The organism is Arthrobacter sp. BF1, assembly GCF_056680215.1.
The window spans coordinates 2,877,564-2,892,229 of the sequence record NZ_CM155271.1 but is presented as its reverse complement, the minus strand read 5'-3'; the positions used below and the strand labels follow the sequence as shown (position 1 = coordinate 2,892,229).

Sequence of the window (14,666 nt, the reverse complement as noted above, 5' to 3'; positions counted from 1 at the left end):
CGCCGATTAGTGCCACCAGTCCATCGGGCGGTACTTTTTAAGTGACTATCAATGGTGGCTTTCTACAAGAAGGCAGCCCGGGTGTTGGATTTCCTGGATGAACAGGGACAGTGCCACGGCTCACCGGTTGGATCAAGCTTTCGACAGAGGCCCAAGCGCCTCATGAAGGGGACTCCATGACTGAGACCAACAGCGCAACCCTGCACCATGCAGGAGGCGAGCTCAAGCTCCCGCGCATCAAGGTTGTTGAAGGAAACGAAGGCTACGACGTTTCCAAGCTGCTCAAGCAGACGGGCGCAGTCACCTTTGACCCCGGCTTCATGAACACCGCAGCAACCACGTCCGCCATCACCTACATCGACGGCGATGCGGGCATCCTGCGTTACCGCGGGTACCCCATCGAGCAGCTGGCGCAGCACTCCAGCTTCCTTGAGGTTTCCTACCTGCTGATCTATGGCAACCTGCCCAGCCCCACCGAGCTGGAAACATTTGACCAGAAGATCCGGCGCCACACCCTGCTGCACGAGGAGCTCAAGGGCTTCTTCAGCGGCTTCCCGCGCGACGCCCACCCGATGCCCGTGCTGTCATCTGCCGTCTCCGCGCTGTCCACGTTCTACCAGGACTCCCTGGACCCGTTCAACGCAGAGCAGGTGGAGCTCTCCACCATCCGCCTCATGGCCAAGATGCCGGTCATCGCCGCCTATGCGCACAAGAAGTCCATCGGCCAGCCGATGCTGTACCCGGACAACTCCCACAACCTCGTGGAGAACTTCATGCGCCTGAGCTTCGGCCTGCCGGCCGAACAGTATGAGGTGGACCCGGTCATCGCCAAGGCGCTTGACCTGCTGCTGATCCTGCACGCAGACCACGAACAGAACTGCTCCACCTCCACCGTGCGCCTGGTTGGCTCCTCAAACGCCAACCTCTTCGCGTCCGTGTCGGCCGGCATCAACGCCCTCTTCGGCCCCGCACACGGCGGCGCCAACGAAGCAGTGCTCAAGATGCTCCGGCAGATCCAGGCCGACGGCACCAAGCCCGAGGACTACATGGAGAAGGTCAAGAACAAGGAAGACGGAGTCCGCCTCATGGGCTTCGGACACCGCGTCTACAAGAACTACGATCCGCGGGCCAGGATCGTCAAGGACACGGCACACGAGATCCTGACCAAGCTCGGCGGGAACGACGAACTGCTGGAGATCGCCCTCCGCCTGGAAGAGAAGGCGCTGAGCGATGACTACTTCATCCAGCGCAAGCTCTACCCCAACGTGGACTTCTACACCGGCCTGATCTACAAGGCCATGGGCTTCCCGGAGAAGATGTTCACCGTGCTGTTCGCCATCGGCCGGCTGCCGGGCTGGATCGCCCAGTGGCGTGAAATGATCACGGACCCGAACACCAAGATCGGCCGCCCGCGCCAGCTGTACATCGGCGAGCCGGAGCGTGACTACCCGGTCCGCTAATCCCCACCCCCGGTTTCAAGTACGACGGCGGCCGGTCACCTTCTCCAGGAAGGTGACCGGCCGCCGTCGTTCTTCATCCGGTGGGAGGCTAGTCCGAGTAGCCCTGCGGGTTGTTCTTCTGCCAGCGCCAGTGGTCCTCGCACATCTCGTCCACGGTCTTGGTGGTGGACCAGCTGAGGTCGGCCAGGGCGGAGGTGGCATCCGCCCAGAACGCGGGGAGGTCACCTGCGCGGCGTTCGGTGATCTCGTAGGGAATGGGCTGGCCCACGGCCTTCTCGAAGGACCGCAGGACCTCCAGTACGGAGGAGCCCTTGCCGGAGCCAAGGTTCCAGCGGAACACGCCTTCGCGGGCCGCCACGTGGTTCAGGGCGGCAACGTGGCCTTCGGCGAGGTCCACCACATGGATGTAATCCCGAAGGCACGTGCCGTCAGGGGTGTCGTAGTCGCCGCCGAAGACCATCAGTTTCTCGCGACGGCCCACAGCCACCTGGGCGATGAACGGCACCAGGTTGTTGGGGATGCCCTGGGGATCCTCGCCGATGCGGCCGGACGGGTGGGCGCCCACCGGGTTGAAGTAGCGCAGCAGGGCGATGTGCCAGCGGCTGTCCGCGGCACCGAGGTCCGCCAGGATGTCCTCGATCTGCTCCTTGGTTCGGCCGTAAGGGTTGTTGGCGCCGATCTCCATCTTCTCCACGTAGGGAATGGGATTGTGCTCGCCATAGACGGTGGCCGAGGAGCTGAAGACGATGGAGCGGACGTCATGGCGGTCCATGACCCGGATTAGGTTCAGGGTGCCAACGAGGTTGTTGTAGTAGTACTTGAGCGGTTCGCGGACGGACTCGCCTACGGCCTTCAGGCCGGCGAAGTGGATGACGGCCTCGATCCCGTTGCCCGCGAAGACACGGTCCACCGCTGCCTCGTCCACAAGGTCAACGTTGTGGAAGTCTGCGGCCTTGCCGCTGAGCTCAGCCACACGCCGCAGCGATTCCTCGCTGGAGTTCACCAGGTTATCGATCACCACCACATCGTGGCCGGCTTCCTGCAATGACAAAACAGTGTGCGAGCCGATGTACCCGGTGCCACCTGTGACCAGAATTTTCATGCCCCCACGCTATCCCAATTCTGCCGATGGACGGATTTCAGCACGGGTGTGCTAAATAATAGGGGTGCCCAAAATTGTTGATGCCGAAGCCCGGCGCGCGGAAATTGTCGAAGCGGTCTTCAGGATCATCGCCGTGGACGGCCTGGAGCGGGCGTCCTTGCGCGAGGTGGCCGACGAAGCGGGCCTGGCCGTGGGTTCCGTTCGGCACTACTTCGCCGGCAGCGATGAACTGCTCCGGTTTTCGTTCGCCACCGTCGTGGACCGGATCCTGGCAAGGCTCACGGCAGCCCTGCCGGCCATCGCAGCCAGTGAGCCGGGATCGGACGCGCATCATGAAGCCGTATTAACCCTGCTGGGTGAATTCCTGCCCTTAGACGAGGAGCGGGCAGTGGACGCCTGCGTCTGGATGGCCTTCAAGAACGCCGCCAGGATCCGTCCCCACCTCGCGGCGGAAGGCGACCGCAGCCACCGGGAGGTGGCCGCCGTCGTCGGGCAGGTGATCACTGCGCTGGTCCGTGACGACGGCGGCGGGCACCACTCGCTGACAGTCGAGGCGGAGAGGCTGCTGGCGACCCTCGACGGGCTCTGTATGCATGCCCTCCTCCAGCCCGTCTGGATGACTGCGCAGATGTGCCATGACGTCCTGGACCGGCACGTGAGGAGCTTGGCCGGCTGACATTACCGTCCGCTGGCATCGGGAATAGACTGGGAGCCGGGGGAGCGGAGCGGCCGGAAGTCGGTAACGGCAGGTCAGAGGAGGAATTGGGATGCATCAAACAGGTGGTTCCGGTTGGCAGATCACGACGGATACGTCCGGACCCCTGATGATCGCGCTGTTTGTCCGTGATGCGGCAGGCCTGGACGGCGCGGGCCATCCGGCAGTCTCACACGCCGCGCCGAAAGTCCGCCATGCCGACCATCGACATCTCACCGCCGATGTTGGCGGTGTGAGCGCGCTTAAAACCGAGTGGGAGGCCTGGTGGGAGCAGCTGCTCAAGGCCCATCCGCAGACCGCGCCGGAACTCTCGCCACCGGACTTTGAGGCCTTCGGCAACTCCCCTGCGCTCCAGCGTGTCCTGCAGGCGCATTTCGGGGCAGCCCTCACGTGGGTGCGGGAACGCCGCAGCGAATATGCCCGGTTGGAGGCGGAACGGGTAGCCAGCGGATCCGACCAGCTCCTGGGCGACATGGTGGATGACCGGCTGATGGAGGTGGGCCGGGAGGCGCGGGACTTCACGCTGACCATCATCGAATTGCCGCTGAACGAACAGCGCGCCTGGTACTTGGAGCCGGACAAGATCATTATGAGCCACAACCTCATGTCACAGCCGGAACTCTTCCGCAGCTACGTCCAGCCGGTCGTGGAAATCCTCGCCTGAGGGCGTCAGTGAACAGGGAGGGTGGCCCGACACGGTTCGGCGGAAACGACGCTCGCCGGAAACGGCTCGGCTGAAAGGGCTCGGCTGGACGGCGACCTTAGAGGGTAGCCAGGAGTCCGGCCGTCGCTTCCAAGGCGCCGGGAACCAGTGAGTAGTAGGCCCACGTGCCACGCTTTTCGCGGTGCAGCAGCCCGGCCTCCACCAGGATCTTCAGGTGATGGGAGACGGTGGGCTGGCCCAGGTCCAGCGGCCCGGTCAAGTCGCACACGCAGGACTCACCGGCAGCCTCGGCCTTGACGATGGAGAGCAGGCGAAGCCGGTTCGGATCAGCCAGTGCTTTGAAGACCAGGGCTTTTTGTTTCGCTTCCTCAGCGCCCAGGACAGGCGCTCCTGCCGGGGCGCAGCTCAGGCCATCCGTCGCGGGCTCGAGTACGGGGAGCAGGTTCATGTACCCATTATGCCGCAATATTGATCGTCATCAATGTATGAACGGCGGCCGCGCGGACTTGAAAGTTGTAGCTGAGGAGCGGGCGAGGGCTAGGAGCTGCTTGAGGTGGACGTGTGCGGCACCACCACGTCGTCCGCGGCTCGCGCCGCGGACGGGAAGAGCGCCAGAAGCAGCCCCAGCCCGGCGGCTGCACCTAGCAGTTGCGCAATCACGAAGCCGGGAACGGATGCCGGGGCGATGCCGGCGAAGGTGTCACTGAAGATTCGGCCAACTGTCACCGCGGGGTTCGCGAACGACGTCGAGGATGTGAACCAGTACGCGGCGCCGATGTAGGCGCCCACGGCGGGCGCCGCGAGGGCGCCCCGCTTGGTGGCGGCCAGGGCGAAGATCAGCAGGACGAGCCCTGCGGTGGCGACGACCTCGCCGAGGAGGTGCCCGGTGGTGGCCCGCTCCTTGACCGAGATGGAGGTGCCCACCGCGAACATGGCGTTCGCGATGATACTGCCGCTGATCCCACCGACGGTCTGGGCAATGACATAGATGCCAAGCTCCGGCAGGGTCAGCCCTGTTCCGCTGCGCCGGCCGAGGATCCAGTCCACAAGGGATACTGCAGGATTGAGGTGCGCGCCACTGACGGGCCCCAACACGAGGATCAGCACGGTCAAGCCCAGGACAGTGGCGGTGCTGTTCTGGAGCAACTGCAGGCCCACGTCACCGGGGGAGAGTTGCTGGGCGGCGATCCCGGAGCCGACGACGATCATCACCAGGAGGCTGGTGCCAAGCAGTTCGGCGACCGCGCGGCGCCACAGCGCGGGTTGTTGAGAAGTCATGCAAACAGCTTGACGGAAAGAATTAGCTCAGTCAAAATTGAATCAATGAATACTGACCCAGTTGACGTCTTTCGTGCGCGGGTGGAGAAGCATGCGGCCCTCGCCGATCCCGCGCGGCTGCGCATCGTGGACCTGCTGACCCTGGGAGACCTTTCCCCCACGGAGCTGCAGGCCGAGCTGGGAATGGCGTCAAACCTGCTGTCCCATCATCTGCGCACGCTGGAAGGCGCGGGCCTCGCGACACGTCACCGCTCGGAAGCGGACAAGCGCCGCAGCTACATCCGGCTCGCCGCAGGCGCGCTGGAAGGGCTGGTGCCCGGCCGTGAGCATGCGGCCCGCCGCGTCCTCTTCGTTTGCACACGCAACAGCGCCAGGTCGCAACTGGCCACTGCCCTCTGGCAGCAGGCAAGTGAAATTCCTGCAACGTCGGCGGGAACGCATCCGGCGGACCGTATCGCCCCGGGTGCCATCAGCGTTGCAAGCCGCCATGGTGTCGCTCTCGCCGACCTTCCCCCGCGCAGCCTCGATGACGTGGCCCGTGTTGAGGATTTCGTGGTGACCGTGTGCGATAACGCCCACGAAGAAATCCCCAACGTGGGCGGGATTCACTGGTCCGTTCCCGACCCGCTCCGGCTGAACACTGATGCTGCCTTCGAAAGCACCTACGCCGACATCGCCCGCCGCGTCAGTGACCTCGCACCGCGCCTGCATGCTGCCTAAATCCCCCCATCCACCAATATTGACAAACATCGATCTACCGTTCGATACTTCATGCATCGACAAACATCGATGTACCTACCAGGAGAAATCACGTGAGCACCGAGACCGCCAAGAAGCCCTCCGTTCTGTTCGTCTGCGTCCACAACGCCGGACGTTCCCAGATGGCAGCAGCCTTCCTCACCACCCTGGCCAAGGGCAATATCGAGGTCCGTTCCGCCGGGTCCCAGCCCGCCGATAAGGTGAACCCTGCCGCCGTCGAGGCCATGGCAGAGCTCGGCATTGACATGTCTGCTGAGATCCCCAAGATCCTGACCACCGAAGCCGTGAAGGAATCGGATGTGGTGATCACCATGGGCTGCGGCGATGAATGCCCGTACTTCCCCGGCAAGCGCTACGAGGACTGGGTTCTTGAAGATCCGGCCGGCCAGGGCGTTGACGCTGTCCGCCCCATCCGCGACGAGATCAAGGCCCGCATCGAAGGACTCATCGAGTCCCTCGTGAGCTGACTGCACACCGGATGCCTGCGGCGACGGCTGCTGCGACGACGATCTGGACTGCTGCTAGCCACCCCACGCCTTCACCAACGGATGAAACAGAGGACAGCATGGATTCAGTGAAGACCCTTCCCGTCGCCGTCATCGGCGCCGGACCGATCGGTCTCGCCGCCGCGGCCCACCTCCTGGAGCGCGGCCTCGAGCCCGTGATCTTCGAGGCAGGGACGGCTGCGGGTGCTGCCATTGAACAATGGCGCCACATCCGGCTGTTCTCACCGTGGCGGTTCAACCTCGACGCCGCCGCCGTCCGCCTGCTCGAAGCCACCGGCTGGGTTTCGCCCCGACCCACGTCCCTTCCCTACGGTGGGGAACTCATCGACAACTACCTCGCCCCGCTGGCAGCCCTCCCGGCCATCAGCTCGCGGCTGCAGACGGGCGCCCGGGTTACCGCGGTCACCCGGGCCGGGAGGGATAAAACCTACACCCGCAACCGCGACGCCACTCCCTTCGTCGTCCGGGTCGAGCACGCCGGCGGGGAAGTCCGCGACCACACGGTCGCCGCCGTCATCGATGCATCCGGCACCTGGTCAACCCGCAACCCGCTCGGAACCTCCGGCCTGCCCGCCATCGGCGAGAACACCGCTGCTGACCGGATCTCCACGCCGTTGCCCGACGTCACTGGCCGTGACCGTGCGTCGTTCGCCGGCCGTCGTGTCCTGGTCGTCGGCGCCGGACACTCGGCCGCCAACACCCTGATCAACCTCGCCGACCTGGCCAAGGAAGAACCGGACACCCGGATCCTGTGGGCCGTGCGCGGGCCTTCTGCAGAGAAGGTCTACGGCGGTGGTGATGCTGACGGCCTGCCCGCCCGCGGCCAGCTCGGCTCCCGGCTCCGCCGGCTCGTTGAGGCGGGAAGGATCGAGTCGCATACCGGGTTCGGCATCTCCGCACTGAAGACTTTGGACTCGCACGTGAGCGTCGAAGCGGTCGACGGCCGCACCTTGGACGCTGACGTCATCATCCCCTGCACCGGCTTCCGCCCGGACCTGGACATCCTGCGTGAGTTGCGCCTGAACCTGGACCCAGCCGTCGAAGCACCCACCGGGCTGGGCCCGCTGATCGACCCCGAATTTCATTCCTGCGGCACCGTCCAGCCGCACGGCGCGAAGCTGCTGGCCCATCCGGAGAAGGACTTCTACATCGTGGGCATGAAGTCCTACGGCCGGGCCCCGACGTTCCTGCTGGCCACTGGCTACGAGCAGGTCCGGTCCGTCGCCGCAGCCCTCGCCGGCGACCAGGCGGCAGCTGACACCGTCCACCTGGAACTCCCGGAAACGGGGGTCTGCTCCTCCGACGGCGGTACCAGTTGCGACGTCCCGGCCTCGACAGCCTCGACAGCAGAAGTTTCCGCCCCCGCGGATTCCGGCTGTTGCTCAGCCCCGGAACCGGTGCTGGTCGGCTTCCCCACAGGCCTGTCCCATGGCCGGTCCGGCAGCAACTGAGTATCGTCGGTTAGTAAGCCCACCATTGGAGCGCCGTCATGACCGAACACCGTGAAACCAGACTCGGGCTGCAGGACAACACCGAACTCCTGCACCGCATCAGCGCGCGCCTCGCGGACAAATTCGCCGGGATCTTTGCCGCCGAAACCGTCGAACGCTACGTCTTTGAGTCCTATGCGGCACTGGCCCGGACCGCGAAGGTCACGGCCTACCTGCCGGCCACCACGGAGCACTTCGCCAACGACAGGCTGAACGCACTGGCAAAGTCCAAGGGAGCGGTCGCCGCCGAGGTTCCTGAGGTCTTGTTCGTATGCGTGCAGAACGCCGGACGGTCCCAGATGGCCGCCGCGCTGCTCACCGTCGAGGCCCAAGGCAGGATTCATGTCCGGTCCGCGGGCTCCCTTCCGTCGACAGAGCTGGACCCCGCTGTTGTGGAAGTGATGTCCGAGCTGGGGCTGGACCTTTCCCGGAATTACCCCAAGCCGCTCACCGACGACGTGGTGCGCGCCTCGGACGTGGTGATCACCATGGGATGCGGCGACTCCTGCCCTATCTATCCCGGCAAACGCTACGAAGACTGGGAACTGCCTGACCCGGCCGATCAGCCGCTCGAAGCGGTCCGGGAGATCCGCGACCAGATCCACGACCGGGTCAAAATCCTGGTCGACTCACTCACAAAGGAAACAAAGCTCCCATGACCCTGGAACCAACCGTCCTGCAGAGGACCCCTGCCGTGCTGTTCGTCTGCAGCAAGAACGGCGGAAAAAGCCAGCTCGCTGCCGGACTGATGAAGCAGCTCGCCGGCGGGGCCGTCACTGTCTATTCCGCCGGCACCAAGCCGGGCAAGTCCCTCAACCCACAGGCCGTGGAGTCCCTGACCGAACTGGGGATCGACATCACCGGCGAGCTCCCCAAACCAGTCACCGACGAGGTCCTGGACGCGGTGGACGCCGTGATCATCCTTGGCACCGAAGCAAAGCTCAACCCGCCTGAAGGCACCCGCTTCGAGGTGTGGGAAACGGACGAACCGTCAGAGCGGGGCATCGAAGGCATGGAACGCATGCGTCTGCTCCGGGACGACATCAACGGCCGGGTCCGGAAGCTTTACGAGGAGCTCACCGGGAACTAGCCGGCGCCACGGTGATCCTGACCTGACCGTCCGGCGCATCGGATACCTCCCAGCCGGCCTGGTCCTTGCGGAGCCAGCTGTGGCCGGCAACATCCACCTGTGTCACGGCCAGGCCCTTGGCGTTGGCCACGGCCCACTGCGCCACGGACCACGCCTCGCTGCTGCTGGCTTCAACAACCAGCGACTCACCCTCGACCGCTGTCCCCAGCGCTCCATAGGCCCGGGCCAGCTCCGAGTCCACTGTTTCCGGCTGGCCCGCCTCCTGCGGTGCGCGCAGTGTGCACTGAATCGCTTCGGGCGTCTGGCCGGACAAAGCAGACGCGAAGGACCGGCCCATCACCTCGTGCTGGGCATAGGCAGTGGGAAAGGCCGAGCGCTGGACGCGTTGGGCGGCGTCGGTGATCTCCAGGGACTCGTAGCCGGGTATCTTAACCAAGGCGTCGTAGAAGGCGTTGGCGGCATAGTACGGATCCATGATCTGCTCCTGGGTTCCCCACCCCTGCGACGGGCGCTGCTGGAAGAGCCCGCGGGAGTCAGGGCCGGCCAGGTCGCCATGGTCAATGTTGCGCAACTTCGATTCCTGCATCGCAGTTGCCAGGGCGATGCTGGCTGCGCGTGGCGGAAGTCCGCGCTGAACGGCCACGGCGGTAATCAACGAGGCGTTCGCCGTCTGGTCGATTGCGAGTTCCGCTGACTGTGCTTCGATGTCGGCCGTGCAGCGCTCCGTAACCAGTGTTTCGGAACGCTGCACGAAGGCAACCACGGTATAGATGCCGCCGGCCAGGAGTGCAAGGGCGAGCAGGAGCACTGTGGCGCGCCGGAAGCCACGTCCCCTTGCTACCACCGAGTTAGTTGGCGTGGAGGGCGTCGTTCAGTTCGACCGTCTGCCCCTTGCGCGGCAGGGCTTCGACGGCGCCCGTGGTGGAGTTGCGCCGGAAGAGCAGATTAGGGACGCCGGAAAGCTCTGCCGCCTTGACGATCCTGGTGGTGTCCTCGCCCACGTCATCCTTGGGTCCGGGAACACGCACGCGCGTACCGGCGGTCACGTAGAGGCCGGCTTCCACCACGGAGTCATCGCCAACGCTGATGCCGACGCCGGAGTTGGCACCCAGCAGGACACGGTCACCGATGACGATCCGTTCCTTGCCACCCCCGGAAAGGGTGCCCATGATGGAGGCGCCGCCGCCGACGTCGCTGCCGTCGCCCGTGACGACGCCGGCCGAGATGCGGCCTTCCACCATCGAAGCGCCCAGCGTGCCGGCGTTGAAGTTTACGAAGCCTTCGTGCATCACGGTGGTGCCTTCAGCGAGGTGGGCACCCAGGCGGACGCGGTCGGCGTCGGCGATCCGCACACCGGAGGGCACGACGTAGTCCACCATGCGGGGGAACTTGTCGATTCCGTAGACGGTGACGGCGCCGCGGCGGCGAAGCTTGGCGCGGGTCAGTTCGAAGCCTTCCACCGCAGCGGGGCCGAAGTTGGTCCAGACAACGTTCGGGAGCTTGCCGAAGATGCCGTCCAGGTTGATGGTGTTGGGCTGCACCAGGCGGTGGGAGAGCAGGTGCAGGCGAAGGTAGGCGTCGGCGGTGTCGGCCGGTGCTTCATCGAGGTTGATTTGGACGAAGACCACCTTCTGTTCGGTGCCGCGGTCCGCGTCGGTGCCGTCCTCGGCGAGTTGGACCAGGGTGGCGTCCGCGTTCTCCACGGCACGCAGGCTGCCGGCCGCGATGCCCAGGGCCGGGGCCGGGAACCACACGTCCAGCACAGTGCCCTCGCCAGCGCCGGTGGCGGAGGTGATGGTGGCCAACCCGAAGCCGTACGCGGAGCGGTCGTCGGAGGTTGCGTTCTGGTCTTTGGGCGCGGCGGAGGTAGCGGTCTCAGTCATGCTCCCAGTCTAGCGAGAGGCGGGCATGCGGTTCGAACTAGACTGGCAACGTGACTGCCGAGACCGCTCCTGAACCGACCACCGTACCTTTGGACCTCCGCCAGGACGTCGCGGTCCTGACCGCCGCCCTGATGGACATCAACAGTGTGTCGGGGAACGAGACGCACCTGGCTGACGCCGTCGACGTCGCTCTACGCGCCATTCCGCAGCTTCGCGTGGTCCGCGACGGTGACTCGATCATTGCCCGCACCGAACTGGGACGGCCGGAACGCGTCATTCTTGCCGGGCACCTGGACACGGTGCCGTTGCCCGCCACCGAAGGCGCCCGCGGCACGGTTCCGTCGACGTGGGAATCCGGCGTTCCGGGGGAGGGCGTACTTTACGGGCGCGGAGCCACCGACATGAAGGGCGGAGTTGCGGTGCAGCTGGCGCTGGCGGCCACAATGTTCGACGGCGGGGCGTCCCCGAAGCGGGACGTCACCTTTGTGTTCTACGACCACGAGGAAGTGGAAGCGGTGAAGAGCGGCCTGGGCCGTCTGGTCCGCAACCACGGTGACCTCCTGGACGGCGACTTCGCCATCCTTCTCGAACCGACGCACGGCACGGTGGAAGGTGGCTGCAACGGCACCAGCCGCTTCGAAGCCACCACAGTGGGGGAGGCGGCACATTCCGCCCGGGCCTGGATGGGCAGCAACGCCATCCACGCCGCAGCGCCGATCCTCGCCAGGCTGGCCGCCTACGAACCGCAGACCATCAACGTGGACGGCCTCGACTACCGCGAAAGCCTCAACGCCGTGAAAATCAACGGCGGCACCGCGGGAAACGTCATTCCGGACCGGTGCGTGGTGGAAATCAACTACCGCTTCGCGCCGGACAAGTCCCCTGACCAGGCTGAGGCCGTAGTCCGCGAACTGCTGGCGGGCTTCGACGTGGTGCGCACAGACGCTGCCGCCGGCGCCCGACCGGGCCTGAACCACCCTGCTGCCGCGTCCTTTGTGGCTGCGGTCGGAGCCGAGCCCAAACCGAAATACGGTTGGACCGACGTCGCGCGTTTCAGTGAACTGGGGATCCCGGCGGTGAACTTCGGCCCCGGCGATCCGCTGCTGGCACACAAGGATGAGGAACACGTCGAAGCCGACGCCATCCGCGAATGCCTCCGGGCACTGCGGAGCTGGCTCTCAAACTAAGCATTGGGGCAAGCAAAGGGCGCGGATCCTCAGGATCCGCGCCCTTGGTGTCAGTGCTCCAGCGCCTAGACTTCCGCCGGGACAGCCGCCGCCGGGATGACGGCAGCGCCGGGTTTGCGCGAGAGACGACTCTCGAGCCATTTGGCCAGCGCCGCCAGTATCAGGCACATGCCGACGTACAGTACGGCAGCGACAATTGCGGCCGGGATGATCGGTGAACCGTATTGGATCTGGCTGCCGAAGAACTTGGCCTGGAACAGGATCTCGTTGTAAGTAACGATGAAGCCCAAAGCGGTGTCCTTAAGGATGACCACAAGCTGGGAGATGATGACCGGCAGCATGGCCCGGACGGCCTGGGGGAGCAGGATGCTGGTCATGACCGCACTCTTCGGCAGGCCGATCGCATAACCGGCCTCGCTTTGGCCGCGCGGCAGCGATTCGATGCCGGCACGGAATACCTCCGCCAGGACGGACCCGTTGTAGAGCACCAGACCGGCCACTACTGCAATGAACGGCGTGATCCCTTGGACGCCGACCGTAGGCAGGCCGTAATAGAAGATCATCATCAGGATCAGCAGCGGCACCGCACGGAACAGTTCGGTAAATCCGTAGCACGGCAGGCTGATCCATTTGCGGTCCGACAGCCGACCGAAAGCCAGCAGGATTCCCAGGACAAGGCTCAGGACAGCCGCGGTGGCGAACGCCGAAAGAGTAGCACCCACGGATTGCGCAATTGTCTGCTGCACCAATGGAAAGGTAAACAGCTGCCATTTTTTGGCGTCGAATTGACCGCTTTCAGCGAAGCGCAGGATGACGAAGCCGATTATCAGGAGGATCACCAGTGCCGTGAGGACACCGAGTAGCCGGTAGCGTGTGCGGGCTTTCGGGCCGGGGGCGTCGAAGAGAACGGAGCTCATCGGGTGACCTTCCACTTCTGTTCAAGTTTTCGCTGAAGCGCCGAAAGCATGAATACGAGGATGATAAAGACCAAGGCAACCCACAGGAGCCCGGTGAGCGCGGGCTCTCCGCGTTCGGAAAGATTCGCCCTGATTGCGCCGGCCTCAAAAACGGAAAAACCTGCGGCGACCGTGGTGTTCTTGAGCAGTGCGATGAAGACACTGAACATCGGCGGGATCACTGCCCGGAAAGCCTGCGGCAGGATCACCAGGGTCAGGGTCTGGGTGAAAGGAAGTCCTATGGCGCGGGCCGCCTCGGCCTGTCCTACCGGAACAGTATTGATCCCGGACCGGACGGCTTCCGCCACATAGGTGGCTGTGTAGAGGCTCAAGCCGATGATGGCCGCCGTCGTGAAGTCGATTGGCACAAGTCCGAGCTTCGGGTAGCCCAGGGCAAAGAAGAAGAGGACCAGCGTCAGCGGGGTGTTACGCACAGTGTTGACGTAAGCCGTCGCCACTGCCCGCATGGCTGGAACGGGCGATACGCGAAGGCTCGCCACGATGGTGCCGAGAATCAGGGCAAAGATTGCCGAGAAGAAAAACAGTATGAGCGTATTCCGAAACCCTGTGAGGAAGAGATCGGAATTATTCAGCAGCGTATTCACGGAATCGTCGCTTTCAGCAGGTGCTGTGGGGCGGCACCATGGCCGCCCCACAACGTTGGTTTAGTAGTTATCTACTGCGGGCTGCTGGACTTTGGTGCCCGACTGGCCGAGGGTCTTGTCGTAGATCTTCTGCCATACCGAACCGCCGTCGGTGAGCGTCTTATTGATGAACTGGCGCAGGGCGGTGTCGCCCTTCTTCAGTCCCACGCCGTACTTTTCAGTGGTGAACGGTTCGCCCACGACCTTCAGGCTGTCAGGCTCCTGGGCGGCGTAGCCGATCAAGATGGCCTGATCAGTAGTGACGGCGTCAACCTGGCCGCTCTTCAGGGCTTCGACGCACTGTGAGTAAGTGTCAAACTCAGTGGTCTTGGTGTCGGGGAAGTTCGCTTTGATGTTCTGGATCGGGGTGGACCCCGTCGCAGAGCAGACGTTCTTGCCCGAGAGATCCTTCTCATTCTTGATCGTTGAGTTGTCCTTCTTGACCAGGAGACCCTGCCCTGTCACGAAGTATGGCCCGGCGAAGTCGATCAGCTGCTTGCGCTTGTCCGTAATGGAGTAGGTGCCGACGTAGTAGTCGATGTCTCCGTTGGTGATGGCAGACTCGCGGTTGGCCGAGGGAATCGGCTTGAACTCGATCTTGTCCTTGCTGAGGCCTAGTGAGGCGGCGATCCACTGAGCGATTTCGATGTCGAACCCGGAGTATTCGCCCGTGGCCGCGTCCTTGAAGCCCAGGCCGGGCTGGTCCTGCTTGACGCCGATGCGTACCTTGCCGCCGGCCTTAATCGCGTCAAACGTTGGGCTGCCGGACACTGACACATTTTCGGCGACCTTGTAAGGGGCTTCGTCCGTGCCGGAAGTTGAAGTGCCGCCGCCGGTTCCGCCACAGGCGCTGAGACTCAGCGCCAAAGCCGCCGATGCTGCCAGCAGCATCGGCTTCTTCCGTAGTGAGAATGTCTTCATCAGGTACCTTT

Annotated in this window: 17 protein-coding genes; 9 read left to right on the top strand and 8 right to left on the bottom strand. The window is 64.4% G+C overall.

Annotation, left to right across the window (positions count from 1 at the left end; all coding sequences use genetic code 11):
- Positions 1 to 176: 176 nt before the first annotated feature.
- A complete protein-coding gene (locus AC1MCD_RS13525; protein WP_498672704.1) occupies positions 177 to 1,460 on the top strand; it encodes a citrate synthase in 1,284 nt (427 codons plus the stop codon).
- Between the two features lie 88 nt (positions 1,461 to 1,548).
- Here the strand turns inward: AC1MCD_RS13525 and galE are convergent, their stop codons facing one another.
- The gene (gene galE / locus AC1MCD_RS13520) at positions 1,549 to 2,562 is read right to left on the bottom strand and encodes a UDP-glucose 4-epimerase GalE (protein ID WP_498672703.1); all 1,014 of its coding nucleotides are present in this window, start codon (positions 2,560 to 2,562) and stop codon (positions 1,549 to 1,551) included.
- Between the two features lie 64 nt (positions 2,563 to 2,626).
- Between galE and AC1MCD_RS13515 the strand changes: the two genes are divergently transcribed.
- Positions 2,627 to 3,238 (top strand): TetR/AcrR family transcriptional regulator, encoded by a 612-nt coding sequence (locus tag AC1MCD_RS13515; RefSeq protein WP_498672702.1) that lies wholly within the window; start codon positions 2,627 to 2,629, stop codon positions 3,236 to 3,238.
- A gap of 91 nt (positions 3,239 to 3,329) precedes the next feature.
- A complete protein-coding gene (locus AC1MCD_RS13510; RefSeq protein ID WP_498672701.1) occupies positions 3,330 to 3,941 on the top strand; it encodes a hypothetical protein in 612 nt (203 codons plus the stop codon).
- 97 nt (positions 3,942 to 4,038) lie between these two features.
- Here the strand turns inward: AC1MCD_RS13510 and AC1MCD_RS13505 are convergent, their stop codons facing one another.
- Positions 4,039 to 4,389, bottom strand: a complete 351-nt coding sequence (locus AC1MCD_RS13505) for an ArsR/SmtB family transcription factor (protein WP_498672700.1) — start codon at positions 4,387 to 4,389, stop codon at positions 4,039 to 4,041.
- Between the two features lie 89 nt (positions 4,390 to 4,478).
- Positions 4,479 to 5,219 (bottom strand): aquaporin, encoded by a 741-nt coding sequence (locus tag AC1MCD_RS13500; protein WP_498672699.1) that lies wholly within the window; start codon positions 5,217 to 5,219, stop codon positions 4,479 to 4,481.
- Positions 5,220 to 5,264: 45 nt separating this feature from the next.
- Between AC1MCD_RS13500 and AC1MCD_RS13495 the strand changes: the two genes are divergently transcribed.
- The 5 genes from AC1MCD_RS13495 (at position 5,265) to AC1MCD_RS13475 (ending at position 9,064) form a co-directional block, all read left to right on the top strand.
- Positions 5,265 to 5,939: an arsenate reductase/protein-tyrosine-phosphatase family protein gene (locus tag AC1MCD_RS13495; protein WP_498672698.1), complete on the top strand. Its 675-nt coding sequence runs from the start codon at positions 5,265 to 5,267 to the stop codon at positions 5,937 to 5,939.
- 92 nt (positions 5,940 to 6,031) lie between these two features.
- On the top strand, positions 6,032 to 6,445 hold the full coding sequence (locus AC1MCD_RS13490; protein WP_498672697.1) for an arsenate reductase ArsC: 414 nt from the start codon (positions 6,032 to 6,034) through the stop codon (positions 6,443 to 6,445).
- A gap of 98 nt (positions 6,446 to 6,543) precedes the next feature.
- The gene (locus tag AC1MCD_RS13485) at positions 6,544 to 7,935 is read left to right on the top strand and encodes an FAD-dependent oxidoreductase (RefSeq protein WP_498672696.1); all 1,392 of its coding nucleotides are present in this window, start codon (positions 6,544 to 6,546) and stop codon (positions 7,933 to 7,935) included.
- Between the two features lie 38 nt (positions 7,936 to 7,973).
- A complete protein-coding gene (locus tag AC1MCD_RS13480) occupies positions 7,974 to 8,633 on the top strand; it encodes an arsenate reductase ArsC (RefSeq protein WP_498672695.1) in 660 nt (219 codons plus the stop codon).
- Positions 8,630 to 9,064 carry an arsenate-mycothiol transferase ArsC gene (locus AC1MCD_RS13475; RefSeq protein ID WP_498672694.1) on the top strand — a complete coding sequence of 145 codons (435 nt, stop codon included), beginning with the start codon at positions 8,630 to 8,632 and terminating at the stop codon, positions 9,062 to 9,064. Before AC1MCD_RS13480 ends, AC1MCD_RS13475 begins: the two co-directional genes overlap by 4 nt.
- On the opposite strand, the gene AC1MCD_RS13470 is transcribed toward AC1MCD_RS13475, so the two are convergent.
- Together AC1MCD_RS13470 and dapD are read right to left on the bottom strand one after the other, a co-directional pair.
- The gene (locus AC1MCD_RS13470) at positions 9,051 to 9,908 is read right to left on the bottom strand and encodes a transglycosylase SLT domain-containing protein (protein ID WP_498672693.1); all 858 of its coding nucleotides are present in this window, start codon (positions 9,906 to 9,908) and stop codon (positions 9,051 to 9,053) included. The two genes, AC1MCD_RS13475 and AC1MCD_RS13470, sit on opposite strands and share 14 nt — an antisense overlap.
- 4 nt (positions 9,909 to 9,912) lie before the next feature.
- Positions 9,913 to 10,947 (bottom strand): 2,3,4,5-tetrahydropyridine-2,6-dicarboxylate N-succinyltransferase, encoded by a 1,035-nt coding sequence (gene dapD / locus AC1MCD_RS13465; RefSeq protein ID WP_498672692.1) that lies wholly within the window; start codon positions 10,945 to 10,947, stop codon positions 9,913 to 9,915.
- A gap of 50 nt (positions 10,948 to 10,997) precedes the next feature.
- On the opposite strand from dapD, the gene dapE reads away from it, so the two are divergent.
- Positions 10,998 to 12,134 carry a succinyl-diaminopimelate desuccinylase gene (gene dapE, locus AC1MCD_RS13460; RefSeq protein WP_498672691.1) on the top strand — a complete coding sequence of 379 codons (1,137 nt, stop codon included), beginning with the start codon at positions 10,998 to 11,000 and terminating at the stop codon, positions 12,132 to 12,134.
- 65 nt (positions 12,135 to 12,199) lie between these two features.
- Here dapE and AC1MCD_RS13455 read toward each other — a convergent pair whose 3' ends face one another.
- Genes AC1MCD_RS13455 through AC1MCD_RS13445 form a run of 3 tightly spaced genes read right to left on the bottom strand, consistent with a single transcriptional unit; the run spans position 12,200 to position 14,655 of the window.
- Positions 12,200 to 13,051, bottom strand: a complete 852-nt coding sequence (locus AC1MCD_RS13455) for an amino acid ABC transporter permease (RefSeq protein WP_498672690.1) — start codon at positions 13,049 to 13,051, stop codon at positions 12,200 to 12,202.
- The gene (locus AC1MCD_RS13450) at positions 13,048 to 13,695 is read right to left on the bottom strand and encodes an amino acid ABC transporter permease (protein WP_498672689.1); all 648 of its coding nucleotides are present in this window, start codon (positions 13,693 to 13,695) and stop codon (positions 13,048 to 13,050) included. The genes AC1MCD_RS13455 and AC1MCD_RS13450 overlap by 4 nt, the downstream gene beginning before the upstream one ends.
- Before the next feature lie 60 nt (positions 13,696 to 13,755).
- Positions 13,756 to 14,655 (bottom strand): glutamate ABC transporter substrate-binding protein, encoded by a 900-nt coding sequence (locus AC1MCD_RS13445; RefSeq protein ID WP_498672688.1) that lies wholly within the window; start codon positions 14,653 to 14,655, stop codon positions 13,756 to 13,758.
- Positions 14,656 to 14,666 lie beyond the last annotated feature (11 nt).

What these genes read in the sequence shown, in the direction of transcription:
- AC1MCD_RS13525 (WP_498672704.1), top strand. Translation starts at nt 177, where the DNA reads ATGACTGAGACCAACAGCGCAACCCTGCACCATGCAGGAGGCGAGCTC.
- galE (WP_498672703.1), bottom strand. Translation starts at nt 2,562, where the DNA reads ATGAAAATTCTGGTCACAGGTGGCACCGGGTACATCGGCTCGCACACT.
- AC1MCD_RS13510 (WP_498672701.1), top strand. Translation starts at nt 3,330, where the DNA reads ATGCATCAAACAGGTGGTTCCGGTTGGCAGATCACGACGGATACGTCC.
- AC1MCD_RS13505 (WP_498672700.1), bottom strand. Translation starts at nt 4,389, where the DNA reads ATGAACCTGCTCCCCGTACTCGAGCCCGCGACGGATGGCCTGAGCTGC.
- AC1MCD_RS13500 (WP_498672699.1), bottom strand. Translation starts at nt 5,219, where the DNA reads ATGACTTCTCAACAACCCGCGCTGTGGCGCCGCGCGGTCGCCGAACTG.
- AC1MCD_RS13495 (WP_498672698.1), top strand. Translation starts at nt 5,265, where the DNA reads ATGAATACTGACCCAGTTGACGTCTTTCGTGCGCGGGTGGAGAAGCAT.
- AC1MCD_RS13485 (WP_498672696.1), top strand. Translation starts at nt 6,544, where the DNA reads ATGGATTCAGTGAAGACCCTTCCCGTCGCCGTCATCGGCGCCGGACCG.
- AC1MCD_RS13480 (WP_498672695.1), top strand. Translation starts at nt 7,974, where the DNA reads ATGACCGAACACCGTGAAACCAGACTCGGGCTGCAGGACAACACCGAA.
- AC1MCD_RS13475 (WP_498672694.1), top strand. Translation starts at nt 8,630, where the DNA reads ATGACCCTGGAACCAACCGTCCTGCAGAGGACCCCTGCCGTGCTGTTC.
- dapD (WP_498672692.1), bottom strand. Translation starts at nt 10,947, where the DNA reads ATGACTGAGACCGCTACCTCCGCCGCGCCCAAAGACCAGAACGCAACC.
- AC1MCD_RS13455 (WP_498672690.1), bottom strand. Translation starts at nt 13,051, where the DNA reads ATGAGCTCCGTTCTCTTCGACGCCCCCGGCCCGAAAGCCCGCACACGC.
- AC1MCD_RS13445 (WP_498672688.1), bottom strand. Translation starts at nt 14,655, where the DNA reads ATGAAGACATTCTCACTACGGAAGAAGCCGATGCTGCTGGCAGCATCG.